This is a genomic window from Rhodococcus sp. 06-462-5 (assembly GCF_002258315.1).
Taxonomy (GTDB): domain Bacteria; phylum Actinomycetota; class Actinomycetes; order Mycobacteriales; family Mycobacteriaceae; genus Rhodococcoides.
Genome location: NZ_NOYD01000036.1, coordinates 16,477 through 42,190, shown reverse-complemented (window position 1 = coordinate 42,190; position 25,714 = coordinate 16,477). Strand labels below are relative to the sequence as shown.

29 protein-coding genes and 1 riboswitch are annotated in these 25,714 nt (G+C 64.4%); of the genes, 10 read left to right on the top strand and 19 right to left on the bottom strand.

Translation table 11 applies throughout. The annotated features are described in order from the left end of the window. The coding region (locus CH251_RS16800; RefSeq protein ID WP_256979131.1) for an HNH endonuclease signature motif containing protein at window positions 1-925 on the top strand (925 nt) is incomplete at its 5' end. Between the two features lie 162 nt (window positions 926-1,087). Beyond that, window positions 1,088-1,426 (top strand): TfoX/Sxy family protein, encoded by a 339-nt coding sequence (locus CH251_RS16795; protein ID WP_094614156.1) that lies wholly within the window; start codon window positions 1,088-1,090, stop codon window positions 1,424-1,426. 69 nt (window positions 1,427-1,495) lie between these two features. Here the strand turns inward: CH251_RS16795 and CH251_RS16790 are convergent, their stop codons facing one another. The 5 genes from CH251_RS16790 to CH251_RS16770 are packed head-to-tail and all read right to left on the bottom strand — an operon-like array spanning window position 1,496 to window position 5,773. Next, window positions 1,496-2,017: a GNAT family N-acetyltransferase gene (locus CH251_RS16790; RefSeq protein WP_094614155.1), complete on the bottom strand. Its 522-nt coding sequence runs from the start codon at window positions 2,015-2,017 to the stop codon at window positions 1,496-1,498. Continuing rightward, entirely contained in the window at window positions 2,014-3,063 is a 1,050-nt protein-coding gene (locus CH251_RS16785) for an FAD-dependent oxidoreductase (RefSeq protein ID WP_094614154.1), read from the bottom strand. The genes CH251_RS16790 and CH251_RS16785 overlap by 4 nt, the downstream gene beginning before the upstream one ends. Window positions 3,064-3,070: 7 nt before the next feature. Continuing rightward, entirely contained in the window at window positions 3,071-4,048 is a 978-nt protein-coding gene (locus tag CH251_RS16780; RefSeq protein WP_094614153.1) for an ABC transporter substrate-binding protein, read from the bottom strand. A 34-nt stretch (window positions 4,049-4,082) separates the two neighbouring features. Beyond that, the gene (locus CH251_RS16775) at window positions 4,083-4,880 is read right to left on the bottom strand and encodes an amino acid ABC transporter ATP-binding protein (protein WP_094614152.1); all 798 of its coding nucleotides are present in this window, start codon (window positions 4,878-4,880) and stop codon (window positions 4,083-4,085) included. Beyond that, window positions 4,877-5,773, bottom strand: coding sequence for an amino acid ABC transporter permease (locus CH251_RS16770; protein WP_256979133.1), 897 nt, complete (start codon window positions 5,771-5,773; stop codon window positions 4,877-4,879). The genes CH251_RS16775 and CH251_RS16770 overlap by 4 nt, the downstream gene beginning before the upstream one ends. A 186-nt stretch (window positions 5,774-5,959) precedes the next feature. Further along, window positions 5,960-6,053, bottom strand: a riboswitch (SAM riboswitch). A 141-nt stretch (window positions 6,054-6,194) separates the two neighbouring features. Between CH251_RS16770 and CH251_RS16765 the strand changes: the two genes are divergently transcribed. The 4 genes from CH251_RS16765 (at window position 6,195) to CH251_RS16750 (ending at window position 9,502) form a co-directional block, all read left to right on the top strand. After that, the gene (locus tag CH251_RS16765; protein WP_094614150.1) at window positions 6,195-6,515 is read left to right on the top strand and encodes a WhiB family transcriptional regulator; all 321 of its coding nucleotides are present in this window, start codon (window positions 6,195-6,197) and stop codon (window positions 6,513-6,515) included. Between the two features lie 63 nt (window positions 6,516-6,578). Further along, the gene (locus CH251_RS16760; RefSeq protein ID WP_068053998.1) at window positions 6,579-7,337 is read left to right on the top strand and encodes an HAD-IIA family hydrolase; all 759 of its coding nucleotides are present in this window, start codon (window positions 6,579-6,581) and stop codon (window positions 7,335-7,337) included. Then, the gene (locus CH251_RS16755) at window positions 7,337-8,410 is read left to right on the top strand and encodes an isochorismate synthase MenF (protein WP_094614149.1); all 1,074 of its coding nucleotides are present in this window, start codon (window positions 7,337-7,339) and stop codon (window positions 8,408-8,410) included. Before CH251_RS16760 ends, CH251_RS16755 begins: the two co-directional genes overlap by 1 nt. Before the next feature lie 150 nt (window positions 8,411-8,560). Beyond that, window positions 8,561-9,502 (top strand): TauD/TfdA family dioxygenase, encoded by a 942-nt coding sequence (locus CH251_RS16750; RefSeq protein ID WP_179273719.1) that lies wholly within the window; start codon window positions 8,561-8,563, stop codon window positions 9,500-9,502. A gap of 5 nt (window positions 9,503-9,507) precedes the next feature. On the opposite strand, the gene CH251_RS16745 is transcribed toward CH251_RS16750, so the two are convergent. The 4 genes from CH251_RS16745 to CH251_RS16730 are packed head-to-tail and all read right to left on the bottom strand — an operon-like array spanning window position 9,508 to window position 12,600. Then, window positions 9,508-10,731 carry an O-succinylhomoserine sulfhydrylase gene (locus tag CH251_RS16745; protein ID WP_094614148.1) on the bottom strand — a complete coding sequence of 408 codons (1,224 nt, stop codon included), beginning with the start codon at window positions 10,729-10,731 and terminating at the stop codon, window positions 9,508-9,510. After that, a complete protein-coding gene (locus tag CH251_RS16740) occupies window positions 10,728-11,141 on the bottom strand; it encodes a rhodanese-like domain-containing protein (RefSeq protein WP_094614147.1) in 414 nt (137 codons plus the stop codon). Before CH251_RS16740 ends, CH251_RS16745 begins: the two co-directional genes overlap by 4 nt. 36 nt (window positions 11,142-11,177) lie before the next feature. Beyond that, a complete protein-coding gene (locus tag CH251_RS16735) occupies window positions 11,178-11,705 on the bottom strand; it encodes a hypothetical protein (RefSeq protein WP_094614146.1) in 528 nt (175 codons plus the stop codon). A gap of 34 nt (window positions 11,706-11,739) precedes the next feature. After that, window positions 11,740-12,600, bottom strand: a complete 861-nt coding sequence (locus CH251_RS16730; protein ID WP_094614145.1) for a TauD/TfdA family dioxygenase — start codon at window positions 12,598-12,600, stop codon at window positions 11,740-11,742. Window positions 12,601-12,895: 295 nt separating this feature from the next. Here CH251_RS16730 and CH251_RS16725 point away from each other — a divergent pair, with 295 nt between their 5' ends. Beyond that, a complete protein-coding gene (locus CH251_RS16725; protein WP_094614144.1) occupies window positions 12,896-14,281 on the top strand; it encodes an FAD-dependent oxidoreductase in 1,386 nt (461 codons plus the stop codon). Window positions 14,282-14,348: 67 nt separating this feature from the next. Here the strand turns inward: CH251_RS16725 and CH251_RS16720 are convergent, their stop codons facing one another. Continuing rightward, on the bottom strand, window positions 14,349-15,218 hold the full coding sequence (locus CH251_RS16720; protein WP_179273718.1) for an SMP-30/gluconolactonase/LRE family protein: 870 nt from the start codon (window positions 15,216-15,218) through the stop codon (window positions 14,349-14,351). Between the two features lie 67 nt (window positions 15,219-15,285). On the opposite strand from CH251_RS16720, the gene CH251_RS16715 reads away from it, so the two are divergent. Beyond that, window positions 15,286-16,020, top strand: coding sequence for an amidohydrolase (locus CH251_RS16715; protein ID WP_179273717.1), 735 nt, complete (start codon window positions 15,286-15,288; stop codon window positions 16,018-16,020). Between the two features lie 13 nt (window positions 16,021-16,033). Here CH251_RS16715 and CH251_RS16710 read toward each other — a convergent pair whose 3' ends face one another. Together CH251_RS16710 and purT are read right to left on the bottom strand one after the other, a co-directional pair. Then, window positions 16,034-16,516: a DUF456 domain-containing protein gene (locus tag CH251_RS16710; RefSeq protein ID WP_094614142.1), complete on the bottom strand. Its 483-nt coding sequence runs from the start codon at window positions 16,514-16,516 to the stop codon at window positions 16,034-16,036. A 24-nt stretch (window positions 16,517-16,540) separates the two neighbouring features. Next, the gene (gene purT, locus CH251_RS16705) at window positions 16,541-17,737 is read right to left on the bottom strand and encodes a formate-dependent phosphoribosylglycinamide formyltransferase (RefSeq protein ID WP_094614141.1); all 1,197 of its coding nucleotides are present in this window, start codon (window positions 17,735-17,737) and stop codon (window positions 16,541-16,543) included. Window positions 17,738-17,831: 94 nt separating this feature from the next. On the opposite strand from purT, the gene CH251_RS16700 reads away from it, so the two are divergent. After that, on the top strand, window positions 17,832-18,908 hold the full coding sequence (locus CH251_RS16700) for a CaiB/BaiF CoA-transferase family protein (protein WP_094614140.1): 1,077 nt from the start codon (window positions 17,832-17,834) through the stop codon (window positions 18,906-18,908). An 84-nt stretch (window positions 18,909-18,992) separates the two neighbouring features. Here the strand turns inward: CH251_RS16700 and CH251_RS16695 are convergent, their stop codons facing one another. Continuing rightward, window positions 18,993-20,474, bottom strand: a complete 1,482-nt coding sequence (locus CH251_RS16695; RefSeq protein ID WP_094614139.1) for a PLP-dependent aminotransferase family protein — start codon at window positions 20,472-20,474, stop codon at window positions 18,993-18,995. A 91-nt stretch (window positions 20,475-20,565) separates the two neighbouring features. On the opposite strand from CH251_RS16695, the gene CH251_RS16690 reads away from it, so the two are divergent. After that, window positions 20,566-21,090, top strand: coding sequence for a methylated-DNA--[protein]-cysteine S-methyltransferase (locus CH251_RS16690; RefSeq protein WP_094614162.1), 525 nt, complete (start codon window positions 20,566-20,568; stop codon window positions 21,088-21,090). Between the two features lie 68 nt (window positions 21,091-21,158). On the opposite strand, the gene CH251_RS16685 is transcribed toward CH251_RS16690, so the two are convergent. The 6 genes from CH251_RS16685 to CH251_RS16660 form a co-directional block, all read right to left on the bottom strand. After that, window positions 21,159-21,599: an LGFP repeat-containing protein gene (locus CH251_RS16685; RefSeq protein ID WP_094614138.1), complete on the bottom strand. Its 441-nt coding sequence runs from the start codon at window positions 21,597-21,599 to the stop codon at window positions 21,159-21,161. An 88-nt stretch (window positions 21,600-21,687) separates the two neighbouring features. Then, window positions 21,688-23,412 (bottom strand): signal peptidase I, encoded by a 1,725-nt coding sequence (locus CH251_RS16680; RefSeq protein WP_256979130.1) that lies wholly within the window; start codon window positions 23,410-23,412, stop codon window positions 21,688-21,690. A gap of 3 nt (window positions 23,413-23,415) precedes the next feature. Then, on the bottom strand, window positions 23,416-24,060 hold the full coding sequence (locus CH251_RS16675) for a SipW-dependent-type signal peptide-containing protein (RefSeq protein ID WP_094614137.1): 645 nt from the start codon (window positions 24,058-24,060) through the stop codon (window positions 23,416-23,418). Further along, window positions 24,060-24,569, bottom strand: a complete 510-nt coding sequence (locus tag CH251_RS16670) for a hypothetical protein (protein WP_094614136.1) — start codon at window positions 24,567-24,569, stop codon at window positions 24,060-24,062. The genes CH251_RS16675 and CH251_RS16670 overlap by 1 nt, the downstream gene beginning before the upstream one ends. Then, window positions 24,566-25,165 (bottom strand): signal peptidase I, encoded by a 600-nt coding sequence (locus CH251_RS16665; RefSeq protein ID WP_094614135.1) that lies wholly within the window; start codon window positions 25,163-25,165, stop codon window positions 24,566-24,568. The genes CH251_RS16670 and CH251_RS16665 overlap by 4 nt, the downstream gene beginning before the upstream one ends. Next, a complete protein-coding gene (locus CH251_RS16660; protein WP_256979129.1) occupies window positions 25,162-25,665 on the bottom strand; it encodes a hypothetical protein in 504 nt (167 codons plus the stop codon). Before CH251_RS16660 ends, CH251_RS16665 begins: the two co-directional genes overlap by 4 nt. Window positions 25,666-25,714 lie beyond the last annotated feature (49 nt).

The window sequence follows — 25,714 nt, the reverse complement described above, 5'->3', positions numbered from 1 at the left end:
GGAGCCGGACGACGGTCCGACGAGCGATGCGGGACTGTGGAGCGACGGACCATGCGACGGCGACGGACCTTGCGAGGGTGACGGCCGGTGCGGCGACGGTACCGACTGTGGTTGCGGCACAGGGCACGACGACACTGCCGAACCCGACGACATTGCCGACTCCGAATCCGAGACCGATACCGACGGCGACGGCGACGGCGACGGCGACGGCGACGAAGCTTTGGGTAAGGCTGCAGCACGCGACGCTGCCGCCGCGCGGGATATCCGTACCCAACGCGAACGCCAGCACGATGCCCTCAAACTCGCGCTCCGGCAGACCCTCGCCTCCGGCACCCTCGGCACCCACCGGGGCCTACCCGTCACCGCCATCGTCACCATGACCCTGAAGGACCTCGAAGCCGGCTGCGGCTACGCGATGACCGCCACCGGATCACGGGTGTCGATCCGCGACGCGATCCGCATGGCCTCGCATGCCCACCACTACCTGACGATCTTCGACGACCACGGCAGGGCGTTGTACCTCGGCCGCTCGAAACGCATCGCCTCCGCAGACCAACGCATCGTGCTCATCGCCCGCGACCGCGGCTGCAGCTTCCCCTCCTGCACCCGCCCCGCAACCTGGTCCCAAGCCCACCACGTCACCGACTGGGTCGACGGCGGCAACACCGACATCGACGGATTGACCTTCGGCTGCGACATGCACCACGCACTCGTCGGCACCGGCCCCGGCAAATGGGCCACCACCAAAACCGGAGCAGGACATCGCTATCCGGGTCGCACCCTGTGGCATCCACCGGCGGGGATGGACCCCAAGCGGCGCGGACTCATCAACCACGCCCACCACCCAGAAGAAGTCCTCTACCCACCCGACAACCACAACAACATCGTCGACCCCGGCGACGAAGAACCACGACAACCCGCCTGACGACCCACACCGCCGTCAGGGCACAGCCCTGCCTCGAGGACACCGCTCTGCTTTCTGCACAACCTGTTTCAGACGAGCGAGTCCACACACGGGGTGATTCACGGTTGCGTCCGATGCGGAACAGGTCTTCGATGAGTGCAGCGACCACCGGAGAGGCAGGACATGCCGTACGACGAGCTACTCGCAGACCGCGTCCGCGCCACTCTGGCCGATGAAGCGAGTCTGCGCGAGCAGAAGATGTTCGGCGGTCTGGCGTTCATGGTGCGGGACAAGATGGTGGTGTGTGTCGGCACAGGCAGCCGTGCGCTGCTGGTTCGGGTGGATGGAGTCCGTGAACCCGAATACCTCCACCGCGACGGAGCCCACCACGCCGTGATGGGTCGAGACCGGTCGATGGGCACAGGGTGGATCACCGTCGACGCGGATGCGCTGACAAGCGACACAGGATTGGAATTCTGGGTCGCCGCAGCGCTGGAGTACAACAGCAACCGAGCCGGCTGACCGCCTCCGCAACACTCCCCCGCACTACCGAACGCAGCGACGGCGTACGGGGCACTCACTGCCGCGATCTCATCCGAGCCTCTTCTCGAAGGGATGCGATCCGACAGTCTTGGACGGCAAGCTTCGGTCGTACAGCGGGGTGTATCCGGCTGCCAGGTACAGGGCAACAGCCTCGGGCTGATTCGAGCCCGTCGTCAGATACACCCGGCTATATCCACGCTCGCGTGCGCTGCGTTCCAGCTCGGCCACGACACGCTTGCCGAAGCCACGACCCCGCTCTGATTGCGCCGTCCAAATTCGTTTGAGCTCGGCGGTGTCCTCGTCGTACTGCCGGTACGCGCCGCCGGCAACAGGAACGCCGCCGCACAGGGCCACGAGCAGAACCCCACCGGGCGGCTCGAACTCCTCACCGGGATACGACTTCAGCTCTCGATACTGCTCCCCAGGAGACCGGCCGTATCGCGACGCGTACTCGAGCGCCAGTTCCTGCAGCAACGGCGTTGCAAGGGGATCGTCCTGCTCGATCCTGACGAACTGCAGCCGTGCAGCATCGGCGGCGATGCTGGCATTGTCATCGAACGTCGCACTCATACTCTCCCCTCCCTTCGTGATCCGTCGACGAGATCGGCCACCACCTCACCGACGGCAGGCGCGAATTTGAAGCCATGGCCCGAGAACCCCGCCGCTACTATGGTTTTGCCGCTGCGCGCGACAGCGAAGTTGGAGTCCGGCGTACTGGTGTACAGACACGTCGATGGGTCCGCGGATGTCGCGTCCACTCCCGGCAGCCACTTGGCGGCGTAGTCGATCAATCGTTGCACCCCATCCGGGTGCGGCACGAAGTCGCGAGTTCGGGGACCCATGACCGGTCCGGTGGCATGCTCGCCGATCTTGATGCCGTCGGGCGAGGACAAGCCGTAGATGCCGGCGGTATCGAGGAGCGCCCCGGGATGATGAATGAAGCTCGGCCACTCCATGTCTGGACGCAGCGGCACAAAATGCGCCGGCTGTTCCTGGGTGGTGACCAAAGGCGGAATCACTCCCTGCGGCACGAACTCGGGGGTCCACGCTCCGGCAGCGAGGACGACCACGTCGGCCACGTAGGTGTGGGTGTCCGTCACCACCTCGGAGCCGGAGATCTCACGCACGGGCGTCCCGTATTCGACCGTCGCCCCACGTGAGCGAGCTGCCTCTACTGCCGCAGCAACGCTACGATCGGCGTGTAGTCGCCCCGCCGCACCATGGAACAGCACAGTGGTGTCGAATCGAAGTCCGGTCCACCGCCGCTGCGCAGCAACCGGTTCGAGAACCTCGAACTCGAGCCCGGCTCGCTTCAGTGCGTCGATCCTCGGATTCACCGTCGCCGGATCTCCATGATCCACAGCCCCTGTGATGTCCAACAAGTCGGTGTCGGTCGCGGTTTCGAGATCTCGCCAGAGCGTGTGCGCCCGAGCGGCCAGTGATACGTAGTGGTCGTCGGCGTAGGCATGCCGAAAGATCCGCGAACTGCCGTGCGAGGCACCGTTCTTGTGTCCCGGACCGAATTGCTCGAGCACGGTGACGTCGTGCCCGCGTTCGGCGATCTGCCACGCCGACGACGCTCCGACGATGCCGCCGCCGACGACCACTACTTTCACCGTGTACCTACGCTGCAGGCTTGCGCGGCAGCCCGGGCGGGTTGATGACGGACTCGGACACGGCCTCGGAGAGCAGGCCCCACCGATCGATGACCCGCTGGTAGCTGCCGTCGTCGATGGCGTGTTGCAGTGCCTCGTGGATGGCCTCGATGAGACCGTTGTCCTTCTTGGTCAGGACCGCGATCTCGCCCTGCAACGCATCGCCGGCCCCGGAGAACGTCCCGACGACCTTCGATTCCCCACTGGTTGCCGCGTGGTAGACGGCAGAGGGGTTCGGCCCGAGATAGCCGTCGATTCGCTTCGATCCCAGCGCCAGGTAGTAATCGGACGTGTTCTGGTAATAGGCGAGCTCTGCCGGCGCGAGACCCTCGGCCACGTTGGCCTCGTTCCAGTCCACCAGCAGCTGCTCCTGGTTGGTGCCGGAGCCGACGCCGATCTTCTTGCCGGCGATGTCCTGACGCTTCTCGACCTTCCAGTCGGTGTCTTTCTGGGTCTCGAATGCGAGGTTGTCGAGACGGTACGTGGCGAAGTCGTACTTGTCCTTGCGCTCCTCGGTGACCGTGACGTTGGAGATGAACACGTCGTTCTCACCGGAGTCGATCTTGACGAAGTTCTGCGACCAGTCGGCAACCTGCAGATCGACGTCCAGCCCGAGAATGTCGCCGACGAGGTAGGAGAAGTCGACCTCGGATCCGACGATGGTGGTGTCGTCGGTGGCGTAGAAGCGCAGCGGCGGCGCAGTTCCGCCCGCGCCGGTGACGATCAGGGTTCCTCGGTCCCGAATGGCCTGTGGCACTTTCGCTGCGATCTCGTCGACCTTGTCGACCCGGACTCTTTCGGTCTGCTCGGGCGAGAGGTCGAAGCTTTGTCCCTCCTCGGTGACGACCTGCGACTCGGCCGCGGGTTCGCTGCAGGCTGTCGCAGCGAGCGCCACGATGGCCAATGCTGCGGCCATGACCGTCAGCCTGCGTGATGGTTTCGACATGGGTGTTGTCCGTCTTTCGCTGAAGTGAGGTGGTTTACAGAACGTGGGAGAGGAAAGCTTTGGTCCGCTCGTGCTGCGGCGAATCGAGAAGTGTTACAGGAGGTCCTTGTTCGACGATCACACCGGAATCCATGAACACGACGGTGTCGGCGATCTCGCGGGCGAAGCCCACCTCGTGCGTGACGATCACCAGAGTGGCACCGTCGCGCGCAAGTCCACGGATGACTTCGAGCACCTCGCCCACGAGCTCCGGATCGAGTGCCGAGGTGGGCTCGTCGAACAGAATTACTTTGGGGCGCAGCGCCAATGCCCTCGCAATGGCCACTCGCTGCTGCTGTCCACCGGAGAGCCGACGAGGGTAGTCGTGCGCTTTTGCGGCGACACCGACCCGCTCGAGCAATACCAGCGCCTCGGGCTCGACGTCCGCACGCTTGCGCTTCTGCGCCGAGATCGGTGCCTCGCTGACGTTCTCGAGCACCGTCAGGTGCGGGAAGAGGTTGAAGTTCTGGAATACGAAACCGATCTGCGAACGCTGGCGCAGGATGTCGCGATTGCTGAGCTCGTGCAGCTTCGAACCCTTGCGCCGGTATCCCACCAGGTCTCCGTCGACGCGAACGGTGCCCTGGTCGACCTTCTCGAGGTGGTTGAGAGCACGAAGCAGCGTGGACTTACCGGACCCGGACGGGCCGATGATCACGGTGACCTCACCGGGGCGGACGGTCAGGTCCACGCCCTTGAGAACTTCGAGAGCACCGAAGGACTTGTGCACCCCGCGCACCTCGACGGCGTACTTCGTTTCCGATCTGGACGTGCTGGCATCGAGCGTGGTCATCGTGTTGCTCCTCGCGGGGCCAGGGTGATCTCGGCCAGTTTCTTCCGTAGCTTCTGGATCGGAGTCAGCTCGATGGTGCGCACTGCCCCCTTGGCGTAGTGCCGTTCCACGTAGTACTGCACCACCGACAGAATCGAGGTGAGAATGATGTACCAGACGGTGGCCACCATCAGCAGCGGTACCACTCGGCCGCTTCGGCCGTAGATGACCTGAACCTGGTAGAACAGCTCGGCGATGGCCATGACGGAGACGATCGAGGTGCCCTTGAACAGGCTGATCACCTCGTTGGCGGCGTTGGGGAGAATGCCTCGCATCGCCTGTGGGAGGACGATCCTGAAGAACTCTCGGCGCTTCGGAATACCCAGTGCTGCAGATGCTTCCAGCTGCCCCTGGTCAACCGAGATGATTCCGGCGCGGACGATCTCGGCGGAGTATGCAGCCTGATGCAGGGCCAGCCCGACAATCGCTGCCGTCGAGCCGCTGATGACATTGTTGACGTCGAACTCGAAGAAGCTGGGACCGAACGGAATTCCCACCGACAGGGTTTGGTAGAGATACGCGATGTTGAACCAGAACAGCAGCTGCACGATCAGTGGAATGGAACGAAACGCCCAGATGTAGAACCACGAAATCACCTGCAGAACGGGATTGTTCGACAGCCTGGCTACTGCAAGCGCGATACCGAGAGCGAAGCCGATCAGAGTTCCCCAGAACGTGAGCTGGATGGTGAGCCACAACGCCGAGAGCACCGATTGCGCGGTGAAGTACTGGGCGAACGTGCCCCAGTCCCATCCCGGATTGGTGGCGAAGCCATGCAGGAACTGTGCAACCACGACCAGGGTGGCGATGCTGATCACCCACCGCCACGGATGCCACTTCTTCGCTACGACCAGCTGCTCGTCGGGGACCTGCGCATCGTCACCTGGGTTCGAGGCCGCAGGCCGAGCTTGTAGTTGAGTCACCGGAGCCGCCGGGTCGGATGGGCAGCGATCATCGCCGTCTTGCCTTTCGGAGAATTCGAGCTGTGGGTACGCGAATCGGTCAAGCGTGCGTACAGGTACAGATGTTCATCAGGCGTGCCTCCATCGGTCCTGGCGGTAGCACCCACACGCCATCGGGCGGGGTTGCTGCGACGTCGTCGAGCCAAGGTCTCTCGGTCGCTCTGGATGGTGCCAGGAATGTATAGCCCTTCGGATTGAAAAGTCAAGTGCGCGTGTCGGTTCGGGTTGGAATCACACTGATTTGAACCCTTGTGCGGTCGGCCCGCTTTCGTCGACCATCGGTAGGTCACCGACCAAGGAAGTGGGGCAGGCGATGTCGAGTAGCAACGCAATTGCCGTGATCGAACGCGGGGTGTCCCCCGCCGCCGAATCCTGGGGCTGGCAGGTCGACGCATTATGCCGCGGTCAGGACTCGGAGATCTTCTTCTCACCGTCCGGTGAGGGGCGGTCCGCACGCCGCGCACGGGAGGACCGCGCGAAGCAGGTGTGCGCGGGCTGCGGGGTCATCGAGGCGTGCCGCCGATTCGCACTGGCCGCCAACGAACCGTTCGGAGTCTGGGGCGGAACGACTGCCCGCGAGCGACAACAGCACCGCGTCAACTCCCGACGTACCGAAGAACTGCAGGCGAGCTGAGTAGCGGTAGTAGACAATGGACGAGTGAGCGAAACCGAGAAGCCTCAGCAGTGGACGTATCTGATGGACATGGACGGCGTGCTCGTCCACGAGGATCATCTGATTCCCGGTGCCGACACGTTCCTCGCCGAGCTGCAGGCCAACGAGATTCCGTTCATCGTGCTGACCAACAATTCGATTCGCACCCCTCGTGACCTGCGTGCGCGCCTCGCATTCACCGGTTTGGACATTCCGGAGAAATCGATCTGGACCTCTGCCCTCGCCACCGCGACCTTCCTCGGTAATCAGCGCCCCGGCGGCAGTGCCTACGTCGTCGGCGAGTCGGGTCTGACCACGGCCCTGCACGACATCGGCTACACGCTCACCGACTCGAGCCCCGATTACGTGGTGCTCGGCGAAACTCGGACGTACTCGTTCGAGGCCATCACCACCGCTATTCGTCTCGTCGAGAAGGGCTCGCGCTTCATCGCCACCAACCCCGACGCCACCGGCCCGTCCCGCGAGGGCTCACTGCCCGCGACCGGTTCGGTTGCCGCGCTGATCACCAAGGCCACCGGCAAGGAGCCGTACTACGTGGGCAAGCCCAACGCGTTGATGATGCGTTCTGCTCTGCGCGCGATCGGCGGACATTCCGAGAACACGCTGATGATCGGCGACCGGATGGACACCGACGTGCTCTCGGGCCTCGAAGCCGGTCTGCAGACCATCCTGGTTCTCACCGGGATCTCGACGGTCCAGTCCGTCGAGCAGTACCCGTACCGGCCGACCAAAGTTCTCGATTCCGTCGCAGACCTGGTGGGCCGCACGCAGAACCCGTTCTGATGACACTCGAATTCGTTCTCTCCCGACAGGATCACCATGTCGTCGGGCTGGGCATCCGGCACGCGTTTCCCGATATCGCCGACGCGGTCGCTGCGGTGCGGGACGGCCGAAACGTCGTCGGCGCAATCCCTTTCGACATGTCCGACGCCACCGCCCTGATCGAGCCGGAGGAGTTCTACCGCCTCGACGGGCCGTGGTCGACGGTCGATGCTCAACCGCCGCTACCCACGGTGACCGTCGCACGGCAGATTCCCGATCCCGACGTCCACGTGCAGCGAGTGCGGGATGTCGTCGAGCAATTGAAAGCCGGTGTGGCCGAGAAGATCGTGCTCGCGCGGGCCATCGAGGTGACCGCGGATTCGCCGATCGAACCCGCCTCGGTGCTCAGTGCTCTGGTCTCACGCGATCCGATGGGCAACGGCTTTCTCGCAGATCTGACCCCTGCCACGCAGCGGGGTAAGCACATCGTCGGCGCGAGCCCGGAACTGTTGGTGCGCAAGCGTGGCAACATCGTCACCTGCCATCCGTTCGCGGGCACGGCAGCACGATCGACCGATCCCGACGAAGAAGCGCGCATCTCCGCCGCCTTGGCGGCGAGTGCGAAGGATCAGGCCGAGCATCGCTTCGTCGTCGACGAGATCAGGGCTGCGTTGACGCCGTTCTGCGAGACGCTCGATGTGCCCGCGTCACCCCAGCTCAGCAGCACTCCGCAGTTGTGGCACCTGTCGACGCCCATCGTCGGCACCCTGGCCGATCCCGCGACCTCCGCGCTGGACCTCGCACTGGCACTACATCCCACCGCTGCCGTCGCCGGCGTTCCTCGAGCCGCAGCGATGTCTGCGATCGCAGACGTCGAAGGCTCCCGCGGCTTCTACGCTGGAGCGGTCGGCTGGACCGACGGCAGCGGCGACGGCGAGTGGATGGTGACGATCCGCTGCATCGAGCTCGCAGCAGACGGACTTTCGGGAACGGCCACGGCGGGTGGGGGCATCGTCGCGGATTCCGACCCCGACGCCGAGCTGGACGAGACCACGGCCAAGTTCCGCACCGTGCTCAGCGTGTTCGAGCACTGACGTCTACCTCACACCGCTCCCGATCGATCGTGGTGTTGAGATCACGGTGAATCGAACTGTGTACATCTCGGATCGAGAATGGTCAGCTTGTTGAATTCCGCACTGCACCGGTGCAATTCGAGCAATCTTCGACCAGCGAAAGGTATCGACATGTCGGTGGACACTCTTGTCGAGAACACGACAGCTCTGCGTGCGATCAAGATCGGCGGCAACCTCGGGGCCCGCATCGAAGGCGTGCGACTCGGCGGCGATCTCGATGCCGACACTGTCGAGTTCGTTCGGCGGGCTCTGCTCGAGCACAAGGTCATCTTCTTCGGCGGCCAGCACCATCTCGACGACGAAAGCCAGTATGCGTTCGCCGAATTGCTCGGGTCGCCGACCACCCCGCACCCGACGGTCACCTCTCGTGGCACCAGGACACTGGCCATCGACTCCGAATACGGCAAGGCCAACAGCTGGCACTCGGACGTGACCTTCGTCGACCGCATCCCGAAGGCCTCGATCCTGCGTGCGGTCAGCCTACCGGAATACGGCGGGAACACCACGTGGGCCTCACAGACCGCCGCCTACGCTCAGCTGCCGGATTCGTTGAAGGCGTTGGTGGACAACCTCTGGGCCACGCACTCGAACCACTACGACTACTCGGCGACTGCTGCAGAGAAGATCAGGAACGACAAGACCGAGGAGTACCGAAAGGAGTTCCAGTCCACATACTTCGAGACCGAGCACCCAGTCGTCCGCGTGCATCCCGAGACCGGTGAGAAGACTCTGCTACTCGGTCACTTCGTGAAGAACTTCATCGGATTGTCGACCAAGGAGTCGCAGACACTGTTCGACCTCCTACAGAATCGAGTGACCAAGCTGGAGAACACTGTTCGCTGGACCTGGAGCCTGGGCGACGTGGCCATCTGGGACAACCGCGCCACCCAGCACTACGCCGTCGCCGACTGGGACGATCAGTACCGTCGCCTCGAACGCATCACCTTGGCGGGCGACGTGCCGGTACACCTCAACGGAGAGAAGAGCCGCGTGGTTGCAGGCGATGCCGCGCACTACTCCCTCATCGACAAGCCGCTACAAGTGACACTCTGACGCAGCTATTTCAACGCCTGATCCAGATCTCCGATCAAATCCTCGGTGTCCTCGAGGCCGATCGAGATGCGCACCACGCCGTCGGTGATGCCCACTGCCGCACGGCCTTCCGGCCCCATCGCGCGGTGCGTGGTGGTGGCCGGATGGGTGATCAGTGTCTTGGAGTCGCCGAGGTTGTTGGATATGTCGACGATGCGCAATGCGTCGAGCACCTCGAAGGCACGCTTCTTGCCCTCGCCCTCGGGAGCGTCGAGCTCGAACGTGACGACGGTGCCGCCACCCGACATCTGCGACTTCGCCAGTTCGTACTGCGGATGCGACTGCAGGAACGGGTATTTCACCCAGCGCACCGCCGGGTGAGCTTCGAGGAACTCGGCGATCTGCAGCGCGGAGTTCACCGAATGCCGCACCCGCACCGGCATCGTCTCGAGCCCCTTGAGCAGCGTCCACGCGTTGAACGGGCTCAGTGCGGGACCGGTGTGCCGCATCAGGGTCTGCACCGGGCCTTCGATGTATTCCTTCGATCCGAGGATCGCACCGCCGAGCACCCGACCCTGGCCGTCGATGTGCTTGGTGCCCGAGTACACGACCACGTCGGCACCGAGTTCGAGGCTGCGCTGCAGCAGTGGCGTCGCGAACACATTGTCCAGCACCACCGTTGCGCCGGCAGCATGAGCCAGTTCGGAGACGCGCCTGACGTCGACCAACGACTGCATCGGATTGGACGGGGTCTCGAAGAACACCGCCGTCGTCGGCACCGACAGCGCCTGCTTCCACTGCTCGAGGTCCTCGCCGTCGACGAAGACCGTCTCGACGCCCCAGCGCGGCAGAATCTCGTTGCAGACGACGAAGCAGGAGCCGAAAAGGCTACGTGCAGCAACCAATCGGTCACCGGCCTTCAGCAGTGCGCCCAATGCGGTGAACACTGCGGACATTCCGCTCGAGGTACCGAAGCATGCCTCGGCCCCCTCGATGAGGCGCAGCCGCTCCTCGAACATCTTCACTGTTGGGTTGCCGTAGCGCGAGTACACGAAATGATCGATGTCTCCGGTGAAGGCCTGCTCGGCTGCTCCGGCACTCTCGTACACGAAACCCGAAGAGAGATACAGTGCTTCGGCGTTCTCGTCGAACCCGGATCGCATCAGGCCGCCGCGCACTCCCAGCGTCCCCAGACCCACACCGTCGGGTAGCGGCTTGTCGAAACCCCCGCCTTTGGGAATGTTCGTCATGACTGCCTCCAAGGCAACCCGACCGCACGCCAACCCGTGGCTCCGCGGTGGCCGTCGGCGTCGGCGGCACCTTCGAAACCGTCGAGCACGTTGTAGGACGGGCCGATTCCCGCTGCCGTCGCGGCCTCGGCGGCACCGATGGAGCGCTGACCGGAGCGGCACAGGAATACCACCGGTCGATCACCGTCCACGCCTGCGGCTTTCAAGTCGTCGACGAAGTTGGTGTTCCGGGCTCCGTCGGGGAAGCTGACCCACTCGATCAGGTGCGTCGGGCGGTCGATGCCCGAGGTGTCGGGAACTCCGACGTACTGCCACTCGGCGCGCGTACGAACGTCCACGAGCACGGCCTCGGGGTTGCTCTGCAGCAATTCCCATGCAGCCTCGGGGGTTATGTCACCTGCATACGTCACTGTTCCTGCCTTCCGCAATTCGTTCCACCGGCAACGTCACACATTGCACACCAGCCACTTGTCGTCGACGCGGAGGAACTTCCACACGTCGTCGGTCTGCGTTCCGGACTTCTCTTCCTTCAGCGGGACCGTGACCATTCCGCGGTCGCCGTTGACCTGATAGTCGGACGGCACACCGTCGATGGACGTCTCACCGTTGCGCTCGACCTCGCCTGCTCGATCGGTTCGGTACTGCGCATCGTCGCCCGGAATCAGGCGCTCGACCTGATCGAAGCAGGTGTTCTGCCGCAGCAAGTCTGCGTCGCCGGTGTTCTGCGCTTCGAGGAACCCGTCGACAGCGTCGGTGAGCAACTGGGCCTGCGTCACGTTGTCCTCGGCAGGTGCGAACTTCGAGGCCGCGAAGATGCCGACCAGCAACACCACGACGACGCCGACGGCGAGGATGAACGGCCACGCGTTGGGCGGGCGCTGCTCACCGGAGTCGGCAGCCGCCTTGGACGCGTTGTTGCGCGCTTCCTCACGACTGTCGACCCACTGCTGCCTACGTTCACTCCACGACGCCATGCGGCCAATCTTCCTCGATCCGACGGGCCGGGCACTATCGGGGTCCGACGGGAATGTCTCCTCGCAACGTGATGCGGTGCATCTTGCGGTGCTCGGTGCCGTAGTCGCGATTGGCGTAGTGGGAAGTGCTGCGGTTGTCCCACAGCACCAGATCGCCCAACCGCCAGCGGTGCCGCACGATGTGTTCGGGCTTGGTCAGGTGCGCGTACAGCAGATCCAGAATTCCGCGGCTCTCGGCTTCCGACACACCCACGATGTGGGAGGTGAAACCCGGATTGACGAACAGCCCCTTGCGGCCGGTTTCCGGATGGACCCGCACGACGGGATGTTCGACGGGGACCAGCGCGGTGACTTCCTTGCCGTCCCACACGTTGCCTTTTCCGCCGCGCTTCTGCGCGAGGTAGTAGCCGAATTCGCGGTTGCCGTCGTGCATTGCCGTGAGCCCGTCGATCATTCGGCGGACCGGTGCGGACAGTGATTCGTAGGCGAGCTGACTGTCGGCCCAGTTGGTGTCGCCGCCGTGCGGCGGTAGGACGACGGGACGCAGGATCGAGCCCATCGGCGGGCGTTCCATGAACGTGACGTCGGTGTGCCAGACGTCGGCGAATCCGTTGTCCTGGCTGTCGAGGGCGTAGACCTCGGGGGCGACGTGTCCGCTGTCGTGCACCGGGTGACCTGCGGTGAGATCACCGAGCCTGCGGCCGAATTCGATGTGTCCCGCGTCGTCGAGCGTCTGCCCACGCAGCACCAGAACCTTGTGTTCGACGAGGGCTCGGCGAACGGCGTGAATCTGCGCATCGGACGCCGAGGCGACGTCGAGGCCGATGACCTCGGCACCGAACGACGGGCCGAGCTTGTCGAGAGTGAGAGTGGCGGTCTGTTCCAGAGTGGTCATGTGTCCTCGAATCTGTGCACGGCGAGAGGGCTGATTCAGGCAGCGCTGCCGTCGAGAGAGGGGTCCCGTCCTGCTGGAGGAGGGGAAGGGCGTCGGGTCTTGTCACCGACAACACATGTTGGTGCAGGTACGACAGAAGTCGACGGTGAACCGTCGGACCAGGTATGTCGTCTCCACAGAGCAATTCCTACCGGAAACCGGGAAATCCGGCAAGTTGCCCACTGCCCCAGCTCAGGTAGTCCTTAATTTATGCTGGGGTGTCCGCACTTCCCTCGAAGAAGGTAGCTCGCTGCACATGACCGATCAGACTCGTCCACTCCGCGTCGCCATCGTCGGTGCCGGACCGGCAGGCATCTACGCCGCCGACGCGCTCATGAAGTCCGACCACAATGTCAGCGGACCGGGCGTCAGCATCGACCTCTTCGAGCGCATGCCTGCGCCGTTCGGGCTGATCCGCTACGGCGTGGCCCCCGATCATCCGCGCATCAAGGGCATCATCACCGCCCTGCACAAGGTGCTCGACAAGCCGCAGGTTCGCCTGCTCGGCAATATCGACTACGGCACCGACATCACGTTGGACGACCTGCGTCGCTTCTACGACGCCGTCATCTTCTCCACCGGTGCCAACGCGGACCGCGCCCTCAACATCCCCGGCATCGACCTCGAGGGCAGCTACGGCGCCGCCGACTTCGTCTCCTGGTACGACGGCCACCCGGACGTGCCGCGTACCTGGCCGCTCGAGGCCGAGAAGGTCGCCGTCCTCGGTGTAGGAAACGTCGCCCTCGACGTCGCGCGCGTTCTCGCCAAGACCGGTGACGAACTGCTCCCCACCGAGATCCCGGCCAACGTCTACGAGGGCCTCAAGGCCAACAAGGCCGTCGAGGTGCACGTCTTCGGTCGTCGCGGACCGGCTCAGGCCAAGTTCACCCCGCTGGAGCTGCGCGAGCTCGACCATTCCCCCAACATCGAGGTCATCGTCTCTCCCGAGGACATCGACTACGACGAGGGCTCCGAGCAGGCCCGCCGCAGCTCCAAGCAGATCGACATGGTCGCCAACACCCTGCAGGACTGGGCGATCCGCGACGTCGGCGCTCGCCCGCACAAGCTGTTCCTGCACTTCTTCGAGTCCCCGCACGAGGTACTCGGCGAGGACGGCAAGGTCGTCGGTCTGCGCACCGAGCGCACCGAGCTCGACGGCACCGGCAACGTCAAGGGCACCGGCAAGTACAACGACTGGGACGTCCAGGCCGTATACCGCGCCGTCGGCTACCTCAGCCAGAACATCAGCCAGCTCCCGTTCGACGAGCAGGCAGGCACCATCCCCAACGAGGCCGGACGCGTCGTCGAGTCCCCGTCGTCCACCACACCTGTTCCGGCAACGTACGTCACCGGTTGGATCAAGCGCGGACCCGTCGGCCTCATCGGTCACACCAAGGGCGACGCCAACGAGACCGTCGCCAACCTGCTCGAGGATGCACCGAGCTTCGTCGGTGCGGCCGAGCCGGATCTGGATGCCGTCACCTCGTTCCTCGAAGGCAAGCAGGTGCCCTTCACCACGTGGGACGGCTGGTACCGCCTCGACGCGCACGAGCGTTCACTCGGTGAACCCGAGGGCCGCGAGCGCGTGAAGGTCGTCGAGCGCGAGGACATGCTGAAGGCTTCCGAGCCCGACAAGGCCTGAGTGCCTGCGGCAGTGGTGTGGTTATGTGCCCCAGGGAGCGCATAACCGCACCACTGCGCGAAGCGCACTACACGCGAACCGCCAACAACTTGCCCTCGGTCTCGATTTTGCGCTGATGCTCGTTGAAATCCGGTGCAGCGCAGACGAACAGTGTGCGACCGTCGGACCCGCCGAGTCCGCAGGCGAAGACTCCGAGATCGAAATCCAGTTGCTCGAGAACCTCCCCACCCTGCGCAACGTGCAGCACTCGCTGCCCCAGCGCGTCGGCGATCCACATCGTGCCGTCGGTGTCGATGCAGCATCCGTCGGCGGCCACCTTGACCTCGCCCAGGGCCGTCGCCATATCCGTCGACGTCGGTAGTTCGCCGAACGTCGCCCAGTCGCGCCGCTCCCCCAGCGACCCGTCCTCGGCGATGTCGAAGGCACTGACCCGGTTGCCGACCGTCTCGTCGACCAGCAGTTCGCCCGACGCGGTGAACGCCATCCCGTTGGGGAAGTACAGATCCGAGGCAACGACGTGCGCGGAACCGTCCGGGTCGACGCGAATCAGGTCGGCCGTCTCGACGGGCGCGAAGTTCATCAGATCGAAGCCGAAGTTCCCGATGTACGCGCGGCCCTGCGCGTCGACGAGCATGTCGTTGAGATTCGCCCGAACATACGTCGACAGATCGGCGTGCACGGTCAGCGAACCGTCGTGCTCACGCAGTAGCAACTTGTAGTCGCGCATCGACACGATCAGCAGCCGCCCGTCGGGCAACCATCCCAGGCCCGACGGCTGATTGGGCACCTCGGCTTCGACTCGTACGTCCGAGCCGTCCTCGAGGGCGGACACGACGCGATGGGAGTAGAAGTCCGATACCCAGATCCTCCCCTCGTGCCATCTCGGACATTCGAAGTAGGTGTATCCATCGAGAACGACTGTGGTCTCCGGTTTCATGTTTCGAATTCAAACACCGGGGACGGTGGCCGCGACGCCGAATGCTCGAGCTGGCATGCTGGGGCCCGTGTTCGACGCCCACCTACACATCATCGACCCCGCGTTTCCGCTCATCGAGAACCACGGTTTCCTGCCCGATCCGTACACCGTCTCGAACTACCTCTACGACGTCGACGGGCTCGGTATCACCGGCGGCGCGGTGGTCTCGGGATCGTTCCAGGGCACCGACCAGACCTATCTGCTGGCGGCGTTGAAGACCCTGGGGCGCGGCTGGGTGGGCGTCACTCAGATCGATCCGGAGTGCTCCGACGAGGATATCGTCGCGCTGAACGACGCGGGCGTGCGCGGAATGCGGTTCAACCTCAAGCGCGGCGAGACGGACGTCCAGATGCTCACCACCCAGGCGCGTCGCGTGCACGAACTGGTGGGATGGCACGCCGAGCTGTACGTCGATGCGTCCCTGCTGCTCTCGCTCGAACCCATTCTCGCGAAGCTACCGGCCGTGAGCATCGACCATCTGGGCCTGTCGACGCAGGGCCTGCCGTATCTGCTCGATCTCGTCGACCGCGGAGTACGCGTCAAGGCAACGGGATTCGGCCGGGTGGACCTCGACATCATCGACACTCTGCAGCAGATTCATCGCGTGAATCCGGCGGCGTTGATGTTCGGCACCGATCTGCCGGGCACCCGTGCCCCGCGTCCCTTCTCGGAGACCGACATCGACATCATTTCTCACGCTGTCGGCGGCGATCTCCCGGCGGTGCTCGACGGCAATGCCCGGGCCTGGTATCGGGTCTCTTGAATCAGCAGAGCCCTTAGACGAGTAGCGCTCCGCCGAGCCACACCGCAGAGGCGAGCAAGGCACCGAACAGCTCCACCAGGATGGACAGCCCGGCCGCTTTGGTGGCGTGCACGGTCGATCTCCATGCCTCGGAATGGTTTCGATGCCTGGGTACCTCGGCCACGTAGACGCCGGCGATGAAGCCGATGAACAGTCCGACGACGGGGATGACGAAGAATCCGACGATGCCGAGCAGTCCGCCGATCATCAGCGATCGCATCGGCACTCCGGCCTCCCGCATGCGCCGGCCCGGCCAGGTGTACTTCACGACGCCGCTCAGAACCAACAACACCGTCGCGATCGCGAACACCGTCCAGGCGGCTGCTCCGCCGGTGACCCACGCCCACACTGCGACGGCAACGAATATCAAGATGGTGCCCGGCAGAATCGGGACGACGATACCGACGAGGCCGACCAGAATCACCAGGCCGACCAGGACCTCACCGAGCGCGCTCATGGGCTCAGTGTGCCCTGTCCCGGGTCAGACGGTGGGGCGAACCTTGCCCGCTGCCTCGCGTGCCCTGCTCCGCGCAGTCTCGATGTCCGAGGCCGTCGACACCGCAACGCCCATCCGACGCCGGACGAAGCTGGTCGGCTTGCCAAACAGGCGAAGATCGGTCTCGGGAACAGCCAGCGCATCGGCGACGCCGTCGAAGTGAATACCGTCCGCGTCGACACCGCCGTAGATCACCGCCGACGCACCGGGTGAGAGCAGCGTCGTGTCGATCGGCAGACCCAGTACTGCGCGGGCATGCAGCTCGAACTCCGAGAACCGTTGCGTACGAAGCGTCACCAGGCCCGTATCGTGCGGCCGCGGACTGACCTCCGAGAAGTACACGTTGTCGCCCTGCACGAACAGTTCGACGCCGAACAACCCGCGCCCACCGAGTGCCGTCGTGATGCGCTCGGCAACGTCGCGCGCACCGGCCAGGGCCGCGTCGGACATCGGTTGTGGTTGCCAGGATTCGATATAGTCGCCGGATTCCTGCAGGTGCCCGATCGGCTCGCAGAACCAAGTTCCGTCGCTCGCTCGAACGGTGAGAAGTGTTATCTCGTAATCGAAATCGACGAATCCCTCGACGATGACACGGCCGAGATCGACGCGGCCACCCTTCAGGGCGTAGTCCCACGCAGCCTCGACATCATCCTCGCTGCGCACGACGGACTGCCCTTTGCCCGACGACGACATGACGGGCTTGATGACGGCGGGAAAACCGATGGTGGACAATGCATCTCGCACGTCGTCGAGCGAGTCGGCGAACGCGTACGGCGACGTCGGTAGCCCGAGCTCCTCGGCCGCGAGACGCCTGATGCCCTCACGGTTCATGGTCAACTGCGTCGCGCGAGCGGTCGGGATCACCACACTCCTGCCCCGCGCTTCGACCTCGGCCAGTGCATCGGTCGCAATGGCCTCGATCTCCGGCACCACGAAGTCCGGCTGCTGCGAATCGATCAGCGCCAGTAGTTCTTCGGGGTTGCTCATGTCGATCGTGAACGCGTGATGGGCCACCTGATGACCAGGGGCGTTGTCGTAGCGATCGACGGCGATCACCTCGACGCCGAGGCGCTGGAACGCGATGATCACCTCTTTGCCCAGCTCACCCGAGCCGAGCAGCATCACCCGGGTGGCCCCGGGAGTGAGCGGAGTACCGATACGGACGGGATCTGGGGCAGTCACAGCCCTATTATCCACACCCCGATCGGTTGGACGACCTAGTACAAGTTAGTCTCCATTCACATTCGCAGGTGACGAGTCGGAACGAGGCAACAACGTGTCGAACACTGGTGGACCACTCGCAGGGCTTCGTGTAGTCGAACTCGCAGGCATCGGGCCCGGCCCACACGCCGCACTGCTGTTGGCCGACCTCGGCGCAGACGTCGTACGCGTCCAGCGCGCCGGGCAGATCTCTCCCCACGACCACCAGCTGCGCAGCCGCACCATCGTCGAGGCCAACCTCAAGGACCCCGCCGACATCGAGAAGGTGCTGGGGCTCGTCGAACGCGCCGACGTGCTGATCGAGGGATTCCGCCCCGGCGTCACCGAACGCCTCGGCCTCGGACCCGACGACGCCCTCGCCCGCAACCCGCGCCTGGTCTACGGCCGCATGACCGGCTGGGGCCAGGAAGGCCCCTGGGCGCAGACCGCAGGCCACGACATCAACTACATCTCCGTCACCGGCGTACTGAACGCCATCGGCCGCGAGGGCGAGCGCCCCGTACCGCCGCTCAACATGGTCGGCGACTTCGGCGGCGGCTCGATGTTCCTCGTCTTCGGCATCATGGCGGCGCTCTACGAGCGACAGAACTCCGGGCAGGGCCAGGTGGTCGACGCTGCCATGGTCGACGGCACCGCCGCACTCTCGCACATGATCTGGGCCTGGCGTGGCGTCGGAGCCTGGAGCGACGACCGCGGCACCAACCTGCTCGATACCGGCGCACCGTTCTACGACACCTACGAGACCTCCGACGGCCAGTACATGGCAGTCGGCTCGCTCGAGCCGCAGTTCTACGCCCAGCTGCTCACCGGCCTGGGCCTCGCCGACACGGATCTGCCATCGCAGATGGACAAGTCACGCTGGCCCGAACTGCGCGAGAAATTCACCTCGACGTTCCTGTCCAAGACCCGCGACGAGTGGGCCGCGATCTTCGACGGCACCGACGCCTGCGTATCGCCGGTCCTCACCTTCGCCGAGGCCCCGAACCATCCGCACATGAAGGACCGCGACTCCCTCATCGACATCGGCGGCGTCACCCAGCACCGCCCGGCACCGCGCTTCTCCCGCACCGAAAACGGAGTCCCGACGCCACCGCCCGCCGCAGCAACCGACATCGCGTCGGTCTGGGCGTAACTGTTTGCGCCGAACTCGAAGTTGTGGACGCATTTCGGCTGATTTCCGTCCATAACTTCGAGTTCGCGGTCAGAACACGGCCGCTCAGAACACCAGCGCCGGCTGTTCCGATTCGGCGCTGGGAGCCAGGGCGCGGTACGCAGCAGCCGTGGCCATCACTGCAGCCCGAAGCTCCTGCGGCTCACGGGTGTACGGCAACCTGAGGTAACGCTCGAACGCACCCTCGACGCCGAATCGCGGGCCTGCCGCCAACACCGCACCGAATGCAGGCGCGGTGGCGGCGAGCGCACTCGACACCGGTGCAGGCAGCTGCAACCACAGCGACATGCCACCCTCGGAGCGGCGGTAGCGCCAGTCCGGAAGATGTTCGGCCAGAGCATCTTCGAGCACATCACGACGCTCACGTAATTGCGATCGACGGAGCTCGAGCGCGGGTTCGGCGTCCTGCAGCAGGAACGACGACGCCAACTGATCCATGATCGAGGTGCCGAGATCGTGCGCGGCCCGCGAGCCTGCCAGCTGTGAGACGAGGGACGGATGCGCCCTGATCCAGCCGATGCGCAGGCCGCCCCAGAACGACTTGGATGCCGAGCCGATCGTGACGATGTCGGACCCCGAGACCCGCCCGAACGACGCGACCGGCGGTGGCGGCGGCGCGTCGAGCCACAGGTCCACCATGGTTTCGTCGACGATGAGCGTCATGCGGGTGTCGCGGGTGATGCGGGCGAGTTCGGCCCTCCCCTCGGCACCGAGCACCTGCCCGGTGGGGTTGTGGAAGTCCGGAATCAGATACGCGACCTTGGCTGCCGTTTGCCGTGCGGCACTGCGGATCCCGTCGAGATCCCAATCACCGTCCGCCGGACGTACCGGCACCGGCACAGGACGGGCACCGACTCGCCTGATGGCTTCGAGTGCGTTGGGATAAGTCGGGTGATCGATCAGCACCCGATCGCCGGGCGAGGTCAAGGTGCCCAGCAGTAGCCGAACTGCTTGCTGCGCACCCGAAGTCACCATGATCTGATCGGCCGTCGTCGGCAGGCCACGCTCGACGAAGCGTTGCGCGATGGCCTCCCGCAGCACCGCCAGACCGATGGGCTCCATGCCGTGCGTCGGCAGATAGGTCGGAAGTGCCTGCAGCGCAGACTCGTATGCCGCGGTCATGGTGCCGTCCGCCGCCGCCATCGCTGCATGAGACATGTCCACGACCGGACCCGAGGGCGATGTCGACTGAATCAACATTCCGTTGGGGGTGGGTGCAGCAGGGAGAGCGACAGTACTGCGTGATCCCTGCTTGCTGATCAGATAGCCCTCGTCTCGCAGCACCGAGTACGAGGACGTGATGGTGGTACGACTGAGATCGAGAGCCGCCGACAGATCGCGCTCACTGGGCAGTCCGACGCCGAGCGGAATTCGCCCGTCGTGAATGAGGAGTCGAACGCCATCGGCCAACGCGCGATATGTCGGACGCGACGCCTTGCGCCTACCGGATCCATCCGAGGACGCGTCGCCGCGCCAGCTGCCGAGATCGCGGGCCAGTGACGTTGCATTGAGGACTCTCGAAGCCATGCGCTCCAGTATTCGCCCACTGGCATCGAACATTCAAGTCCATTGCGCATTCCACTGGACTGCCGATCGGGGTCAGGTGGATACTGAACCGATGCCGAGCAGCACGCTCTTCGACACCTCCATCGGCCGTTGCGGAATCGCATGGACCGACGACGGCGTGCTCGCCGTCGCCCTGCCCGAGCCGTCGGACGAGGCGATGTCGGACTATCTGACCGGCTTCGGCGCAACGAGAGGACCCGTCGACGCGCTGGCGGCCGATGCGATCGCGCGAATCGTCGCCCTGCTCGATGGACGGACCGTCGACATGAGTCCGATTCCGCTGGTCCTGGACATCTCGGAGTTCGACGCCTCGGTGTACACCGTGTGTAGCGGGATTCCCCGGGGAGCGACACTCACCTACGGCGACATTGCCCGCAGGCTCGGCCACCCCGGTGCAGCCCAGGCCGTCGGCGGTGCGTTGGGACGCAACCCCGTGCCGATCATCGTCCCGTGCCATCGGGTACTCGGCGCTGGCACGGAAGTCGGCGGTTTCTCGGCACCGGGTGGTACGAATACCAAACAAAAAATACTCGGCATCGAAGGAGTTCCGGGATTCGACGAGCCAACGTTGTTCTGAATTACTGCCCCAGTGATTAAAACCGCTCGACCGAATAAACCGCCCGAAACCGGGAAGAAGAAAGGATTTCAGGCAGATATTCCGAGGGTAGCGACCGAGGCGTCGACCGCAGACACCATTGCAGCTTCCGGCCCCGGGCTGACATCGGATTCCTCGTGACGACCACCGATGGTGAACGCTCCCACATCCGGCAACCATCCGATAGCGCCGCGCTGGAAGAGAGTGTACCGACCGGATCCGGTGGGCGTGGGACGCTCGTTGCTGATCGGATAGCCAAGTGCGCCATAGGGTCCCCCGTGACCGAGGTACCAGTCGAGGATCGGACCGTGCACTTCGTGCGCGCCACCCTCGGGAAGAGCGAACACCGTAGCGTGCGTGAATTCGAGCATTCCCCCGCCTTCGGGACCGAGCATGAATTCACCGGCCTGAGCGCCGATCCAGGGATGTTCGTATGCGAAGCGATCGAATTGGTAGCTGAAAACTTCCAATCCGTTGTAATTTTCAGTCATCGCTCGACCTTCCGTCGCTTTACCTGGTCGCAATTATCCACGCAGGCGAGCAGATGCGCAGTTCGATTCGGACATATATGTGACGTCGCTAATTCAAGAGCGCGAGAATATCCGCCGGAATTTGTTCCGTTGCCGTCGGATCGATCGTTGTTCGCGACCACGAACCGCCGGTGCCGTCTAGACGAACGAGCTGATCGGGACCGAGTAGCCACAGCTGATCCCCCGTCGACCAGTTCACGCCGTAGCCGTAGGCCGCACTGGACGTGGCGGGAGCGCTGTACTGGACTGCTCCGGTGGTGTCGACGATCTGCAGGGTCGGAGCGCCGTCGATCTCGTTGACCCGGGCAGTCGACGCGCCCGACGGCGAGGTCACCGGTGCGGACAACGCCGCAGGGGCCGGCGGGGTGGTCGTGGTTGTTGTTGTTGTTGTTGTTGTTGTGGTGGTGGTCGGCGGTGGGGCCAACGCCGCTGGCGTGTCGGTGGTGGACGACGGGACAGTCGTGGTCGGCGGAACCTCGACCGGCGGCACCGGGGTGGGAGTTTCCTCGGTGGGCGATGTGACTGACGGAGTCGTCGTGCCGGGTGCCGTGGTGGCTTCCGGTGCCAGAGCGGTGGGGGTTGGTGTCGTGACGGATGGAGTGGTCGCCTCGGGAACGATCGCCTGCGGGGCACTGCGGGCCGCGGCAGCGGCGGCCGCGGTGCCTCCGCACCGCGCACTTGCAGCCAAGCCGAGGAGTATGCCGTTGCTCATGGTCAAGTTCACAGTCGGACTCGGCTGCGAGAACCTCGTACCCGATTTGGTTCGGATCGATGCGGTATAGACGCCGTCGAGTACCGGGGCCAGCGGCAGTGGGAGCAATTCCAGGAGTGCTCCGTTTTCCACAGCTTGAGTTATGACCACCCCGGTAGCAGCGGTCCCGGTCACCGCGAACTCACGGTCGTTCTCGCCGGCCTTCTTCAATGTCAACTGGTAGGTGTACTGCGCCCCCCGTGATGGGAAAGTGAGATTCACGAAGCGAATCGCACCGAGAAGCCCCCTCTCGGCATTCGTGCAAGTCAGCGACAGCGGCGCGGGAATCGGCAACGCTGTGGTGATGGTGCCGCTGAGGGCTGTCGCCGTATCCTGTCCTGCCGCAAGGGTTGTCGGAGTGTTGGAGGCACTGATACCCACGGCCGAGATGGCCGCCAGCGCGAGCACCACGCTGAGGGTGGACGTCCCGCGTCCTCGGGCGCTGTGCCGCCCACTGGGCGGTTCCTGCAGTCGATCGTCGTCGGGCTTCGCAGTGGACTCCACGCCGGACCTACGAAATCCGAACGCGGTCATGAGAAGTGCGCCGACGGCGATGCCCCCCATGAACACGGCGACTGGGCCGCTGAGCCAGGTCACTGCGTAACCGAGCTTCCCGACGCTGAAGAACACGCGATCGGCCTCGGACACGACGTAGCTCTCGGCATCGGGCTCAGCGTTCGCGTCACCCTGAAGGAACAGCTGTGCACTATCGGTTCCGACCGCCCCGATCTCGACCACGCGGTGGGTGATTCCTGCTCCCGACGCGTTGGTGACCTTGACGATGTCGCCGACCTCGATGTCCGCGACCGGAGTCGTCTTGCTCAGTGCCAGAGCTCCGGTGTCGATGGCGGGGGCCATGGACCCGGAACGGAAGATCAAGGGGGTGATACCGAAGAAGACGGCCGCGAGCGCAAACAGCACGCAGATCAACCCGGCGACAGCGCCGACGGTCAGAGCAATCTCGCGCAACAGACGCGGGCGAGATCGGACGCGGTCAGCGGAGGCGGCGTGGGTATCGGACATGAGCTAACTCGACGTCGCGGTGATGGTGTACGTGATGGTGCTGCTGATTGCGGTGGCCGGCTGCGTCGCAGTGGGCAGCATGGTCACACTGATGCACAGCTGTTGTGTACTTCCGGGCATACCCGTGACTGCGAGTGGAAGGTTCACGCCCGGAATCGGTTTCGGTGAGTTCGTCGGAGCACCGACCGGTGTCACGAGGCCGATCACCGACCCTAGAGGAGTGCCTGAACACACCCCGTTTGCCGGGGCACCCGAATGCACCGCGGTGCTGAGCAGACTGCCCAAGGTGGGGTTGCTCGCCCGGACCCCGATGGTGAACGTGTTGGCTACGGATCCCTCGGCGTTGGTCACCAGGAGCCCGGCCGAGACAGTGTCTCCGGGGAAGATCGCAGGATTGGCAAGGGTCGTGGCGAAGAGTGGGGGGTCGTTGTCGACGGCAGGCGTTCCCACTTTGATATCGAGCCGGCCGGTCGTGAACACACCCGACGTCGCCGTCGCCGTATCCGACCATGCAGCAAGGGTTCCCACCGCGCCGAGGCCGAGCACGATGCCGATCGACATGATGGCCCGAGCGCGCGCACTGATGAGCGCGACACCGATCCGACGGAGAATCGCCTTCGGACCGACTGCATCTTTGTGACGCGACATCACCGCTGCGCCCTTTCCATATCCATCCGTGCACCCGACAGCTCCGGGCACACGTCGCTCATACTGTTGTCCCACTGAAGAATCAGATCAATTCGTGCTGTGGAGGTCCGGGTGTCGTTGCCGGCTGATTCCGACATCGCGACTACCACGTCGATTTGTTTCTTCTCCCCGGCGGGGACGCTGGTCAGTGCGCATGACTCGGTCACGGCGTCACCGATCGAGACATCGAGGGCGCGAACGAATGCCGGATTGTCACTGTCGAGAGACACCCACAACCGCCCGTCCGTATCGGTGTCGTTGAATACATGAAATTGTGAACTGCGAGAGTCCTGCGGAACCCACCGAATGTCCTTGTCGAACAACGGGCTTCTGAAATCGGTTCCCCAGCGCTCGCCATCGTCGCTGTACTTCACCGTCTGCGCCGCCTGCGACGGACCGGCACCCATGAGCAGAACGACCGCGATGCCGGCAAAAGCTGCGGTGCAGGCGACGAACGCGCTGTGCTTCACCGCGACTGCTCCTTCCGGCTCCGATAGCGATCGACACCGGCCCCGACGAACATAACCAGGGCGTAACCGAACAGGCCGATGACGATGACGGCGACGGTGATCTTGCGCTGTTCGCCGTTGAGCCAGTTGTTCACGTACCCCATGTACGGAACCGAGTACCACACCTCGCCGCGAATCTGCCCAACCTGAACCGGGTTCTCGTCGTCGGCGCCGTTGTTGTCACCGCGCGTGATGAAAGTGAGCTCCCCCGCTCCGCTCTGCCGAGTAGCGACAATGCGGTGCGTCACCACTTCGGGCTCGCCCGAACGTATTTGGTAGGTGATCGGCGTTCCGATGGCAAGCTCACCAGGCTCGACGGGACGCACGACAATCAGGCTGCCGGGCGGATACGTCGGCTCCATCGACTGAGTCAGGACGGTGTACGGAGTGGCCCCGGTGACTCGCGGGACTACGACGGTGGCCAGCAGAATCAGAACCATCACCGCAAGCAGGGTGTAGGACACTATGCGGCTCACCCACCACCACACGCCCGTGTGTTCGTCGTCTACCTCGCGCGGAGGGACGACCGGGATGACGTCGGTGTCGTCGGTCGTCATGCCTGATCCGCTCGGAACGAGAACGTCACTTGGGAAGTAGCGCTCTGGGGTGGTTGATCGGAGGTGGTGAGTCGAAAGCACCACACCTCGCTCGCACCTGGAGCAAGCGGACGGGCTGCAGGTGCGGCCGGCACCTGAGCACCTGCTGCGATGTTGTTGTACAGAACAGTCGCCCCGGTTGGCGAACCAGTTGCGGGACACGCATCGGGGTTGGCGACGGTGCTTGCGGTCAGCGTGAACGGCAACGTTCCACTCACTGTTGTGTTCTGAAGTCGGAAGAGGAACGGGGTGCTGCCTGAGTTGCGGATCGACAGTGGTGCCTGAGCGAACCCGTTCGGCTTGAAGTTCAACGACCCCAGCCCTGTGATCGTGAAATCGTTCACCTCCGCACCCGCTTCTCCCACCTTGATGTCCAAGGTGCCCGAGGTGATGGTGCCGCCCCCGATCACCTCTTCATCGCGCCACAGCGCGCCCGTCACCTGTGCAGAGCCGAAGCTCACCACAAGGACGGACGCGGCTGCCAACGCCCAGTACCGACCGTGCTTCAAA

Coding starts and splice junctions, on each gene's coding strand:
- CH251_RS16725 (WP_094614144.1), top strand. CDS start 12,896: ATGACCGATCAGACTCGTCCACTCCGCGTCGCCATCGTCGGTGCCGGA.
- CH251_RS16710 (WP_094614142.1), bottom strand. CDS start 16,516: ATGAGCGCGCTCGGTGAGGTCCTGGTCGGCCTGGTGATTCTGGTCGGC.
- CH251_RS16760 (WP_068053998.1), top strand. CDS start 6,579: ATGGACATGGACGGCGTGCTCGTCCACGAGGATCATCTGATTCCCGGT.
- CH251_RS16675 (WP_094614137.1), bottom strand. CDS start 24,060: ATGTCGCGTCACAAAGATGCAGTCGGTCCGAAGGCGATTCTCCGTCGG.
- CH251_RS16665 (WP_094614135.1), bottom strand. CDS start 25,165: ATGACGACCGACGACACCGACGTCATCCCGGTCGTCCCTCCGCGCGAG.
- CH251_RS16765 (WP_094614150.1), top strand. CDS start 6,195: ATGTCGAGTAGCAACGCAATTGCCGTGATCGAACGCGGGGTGTCCCCC.
- CH251_RS16695 (WP_094614139.1), bottom strand. CDS start 20,474: ATGGCTTCGAGAGTCCTCAATGCAACGTCACTGGCCCGCGATCTCGGC.
- CH251_RS16790 (WP_094614155.1), bottom strand. CDS start 2,017: ATGAGTGCGACGTTCGATGACAATGCCAGCATCGCCGCCGATGCTGCA.
- CH251_RS16735 (WP_094614146.1), bottom strand. CDS start 11,705: ATGGCGTCGTGGAGTGAACGTAGGCAGCAGTGGGTCGACAGTCGTGAG.
- CH251_RS16795 (WP_094614156.1), top strand. CDS start 1,088: ATGCCGTACGACGAGCTACTCGCAGACCGCGTCCGCGCCACTCTGGCC.
- CH251_RS16745 (WP_094614148.1), bottom strand. CDS start 10,731: ATGACGAACATTCCCAAAGGCGGGGGTTTCGACAAGCCGCTACCCGAC.
- CH251_RS16775 (WP_094614152.1), bottom strand. CDS start 4,880: ATGACCACGCTCGATGCCAGCACGTCCAGATCGGAAACGAAGTACGCC.
- CH251_RS16780 (WP_094614153.1), bottom strand. CDS start 4,048: ATGTCGAAACCATCACGCAGGCTGACGGTCATGGCCGCAGCATTGGCC.
- CH251_RS16730 (WP_094614145.1), bottom strand. CDS start 12,600: ATGACCACTCTGGAACAGACCGCCACTCTCACTCTCGACAAGCTCGGC.
- CH251_RS16720 (WP_179273718.1), bottom strand. CDS start 15,218: ATGAAACCGGAGACCACAGTCGTTCTCGATGGATACACCTACTTCGAA.
- CH251_RS16750 (WP_179273719.1), top strand. CDS start 8,561: ATGTCGGTGGACACTCTTGTCGAGAACACGACAGCTCTGCGTGCGATC.
- CH251_RS16685 (WP_094614138.1), bottom strand. CDS start 21,599: ATGACTGAAAATTACAACGGATTGGAAGTTTTCAGCTACCAATTCGAT.
- CH251_RS16680 (WP_256979130.1), bottom strand. CDS start 23,412: ATGTCCGATACCCACGCCGCCTCCGCTGACCGCGTCCGATCTCGCCCG.
- CH251_RS16690 (WP_094614162.1), top strand. CDS start 20,566: ATGCCGAGCAGCACGCTCTTCGACACCTCCATCGGCCGTTGCGGAATC.
- CH251_RS16755 (WP_094614149.1), top strand. CDS start 7,337: ATGACACTCGAATTCGTTCTCTCCCGACAGGATCACCATGTCGTCGGG.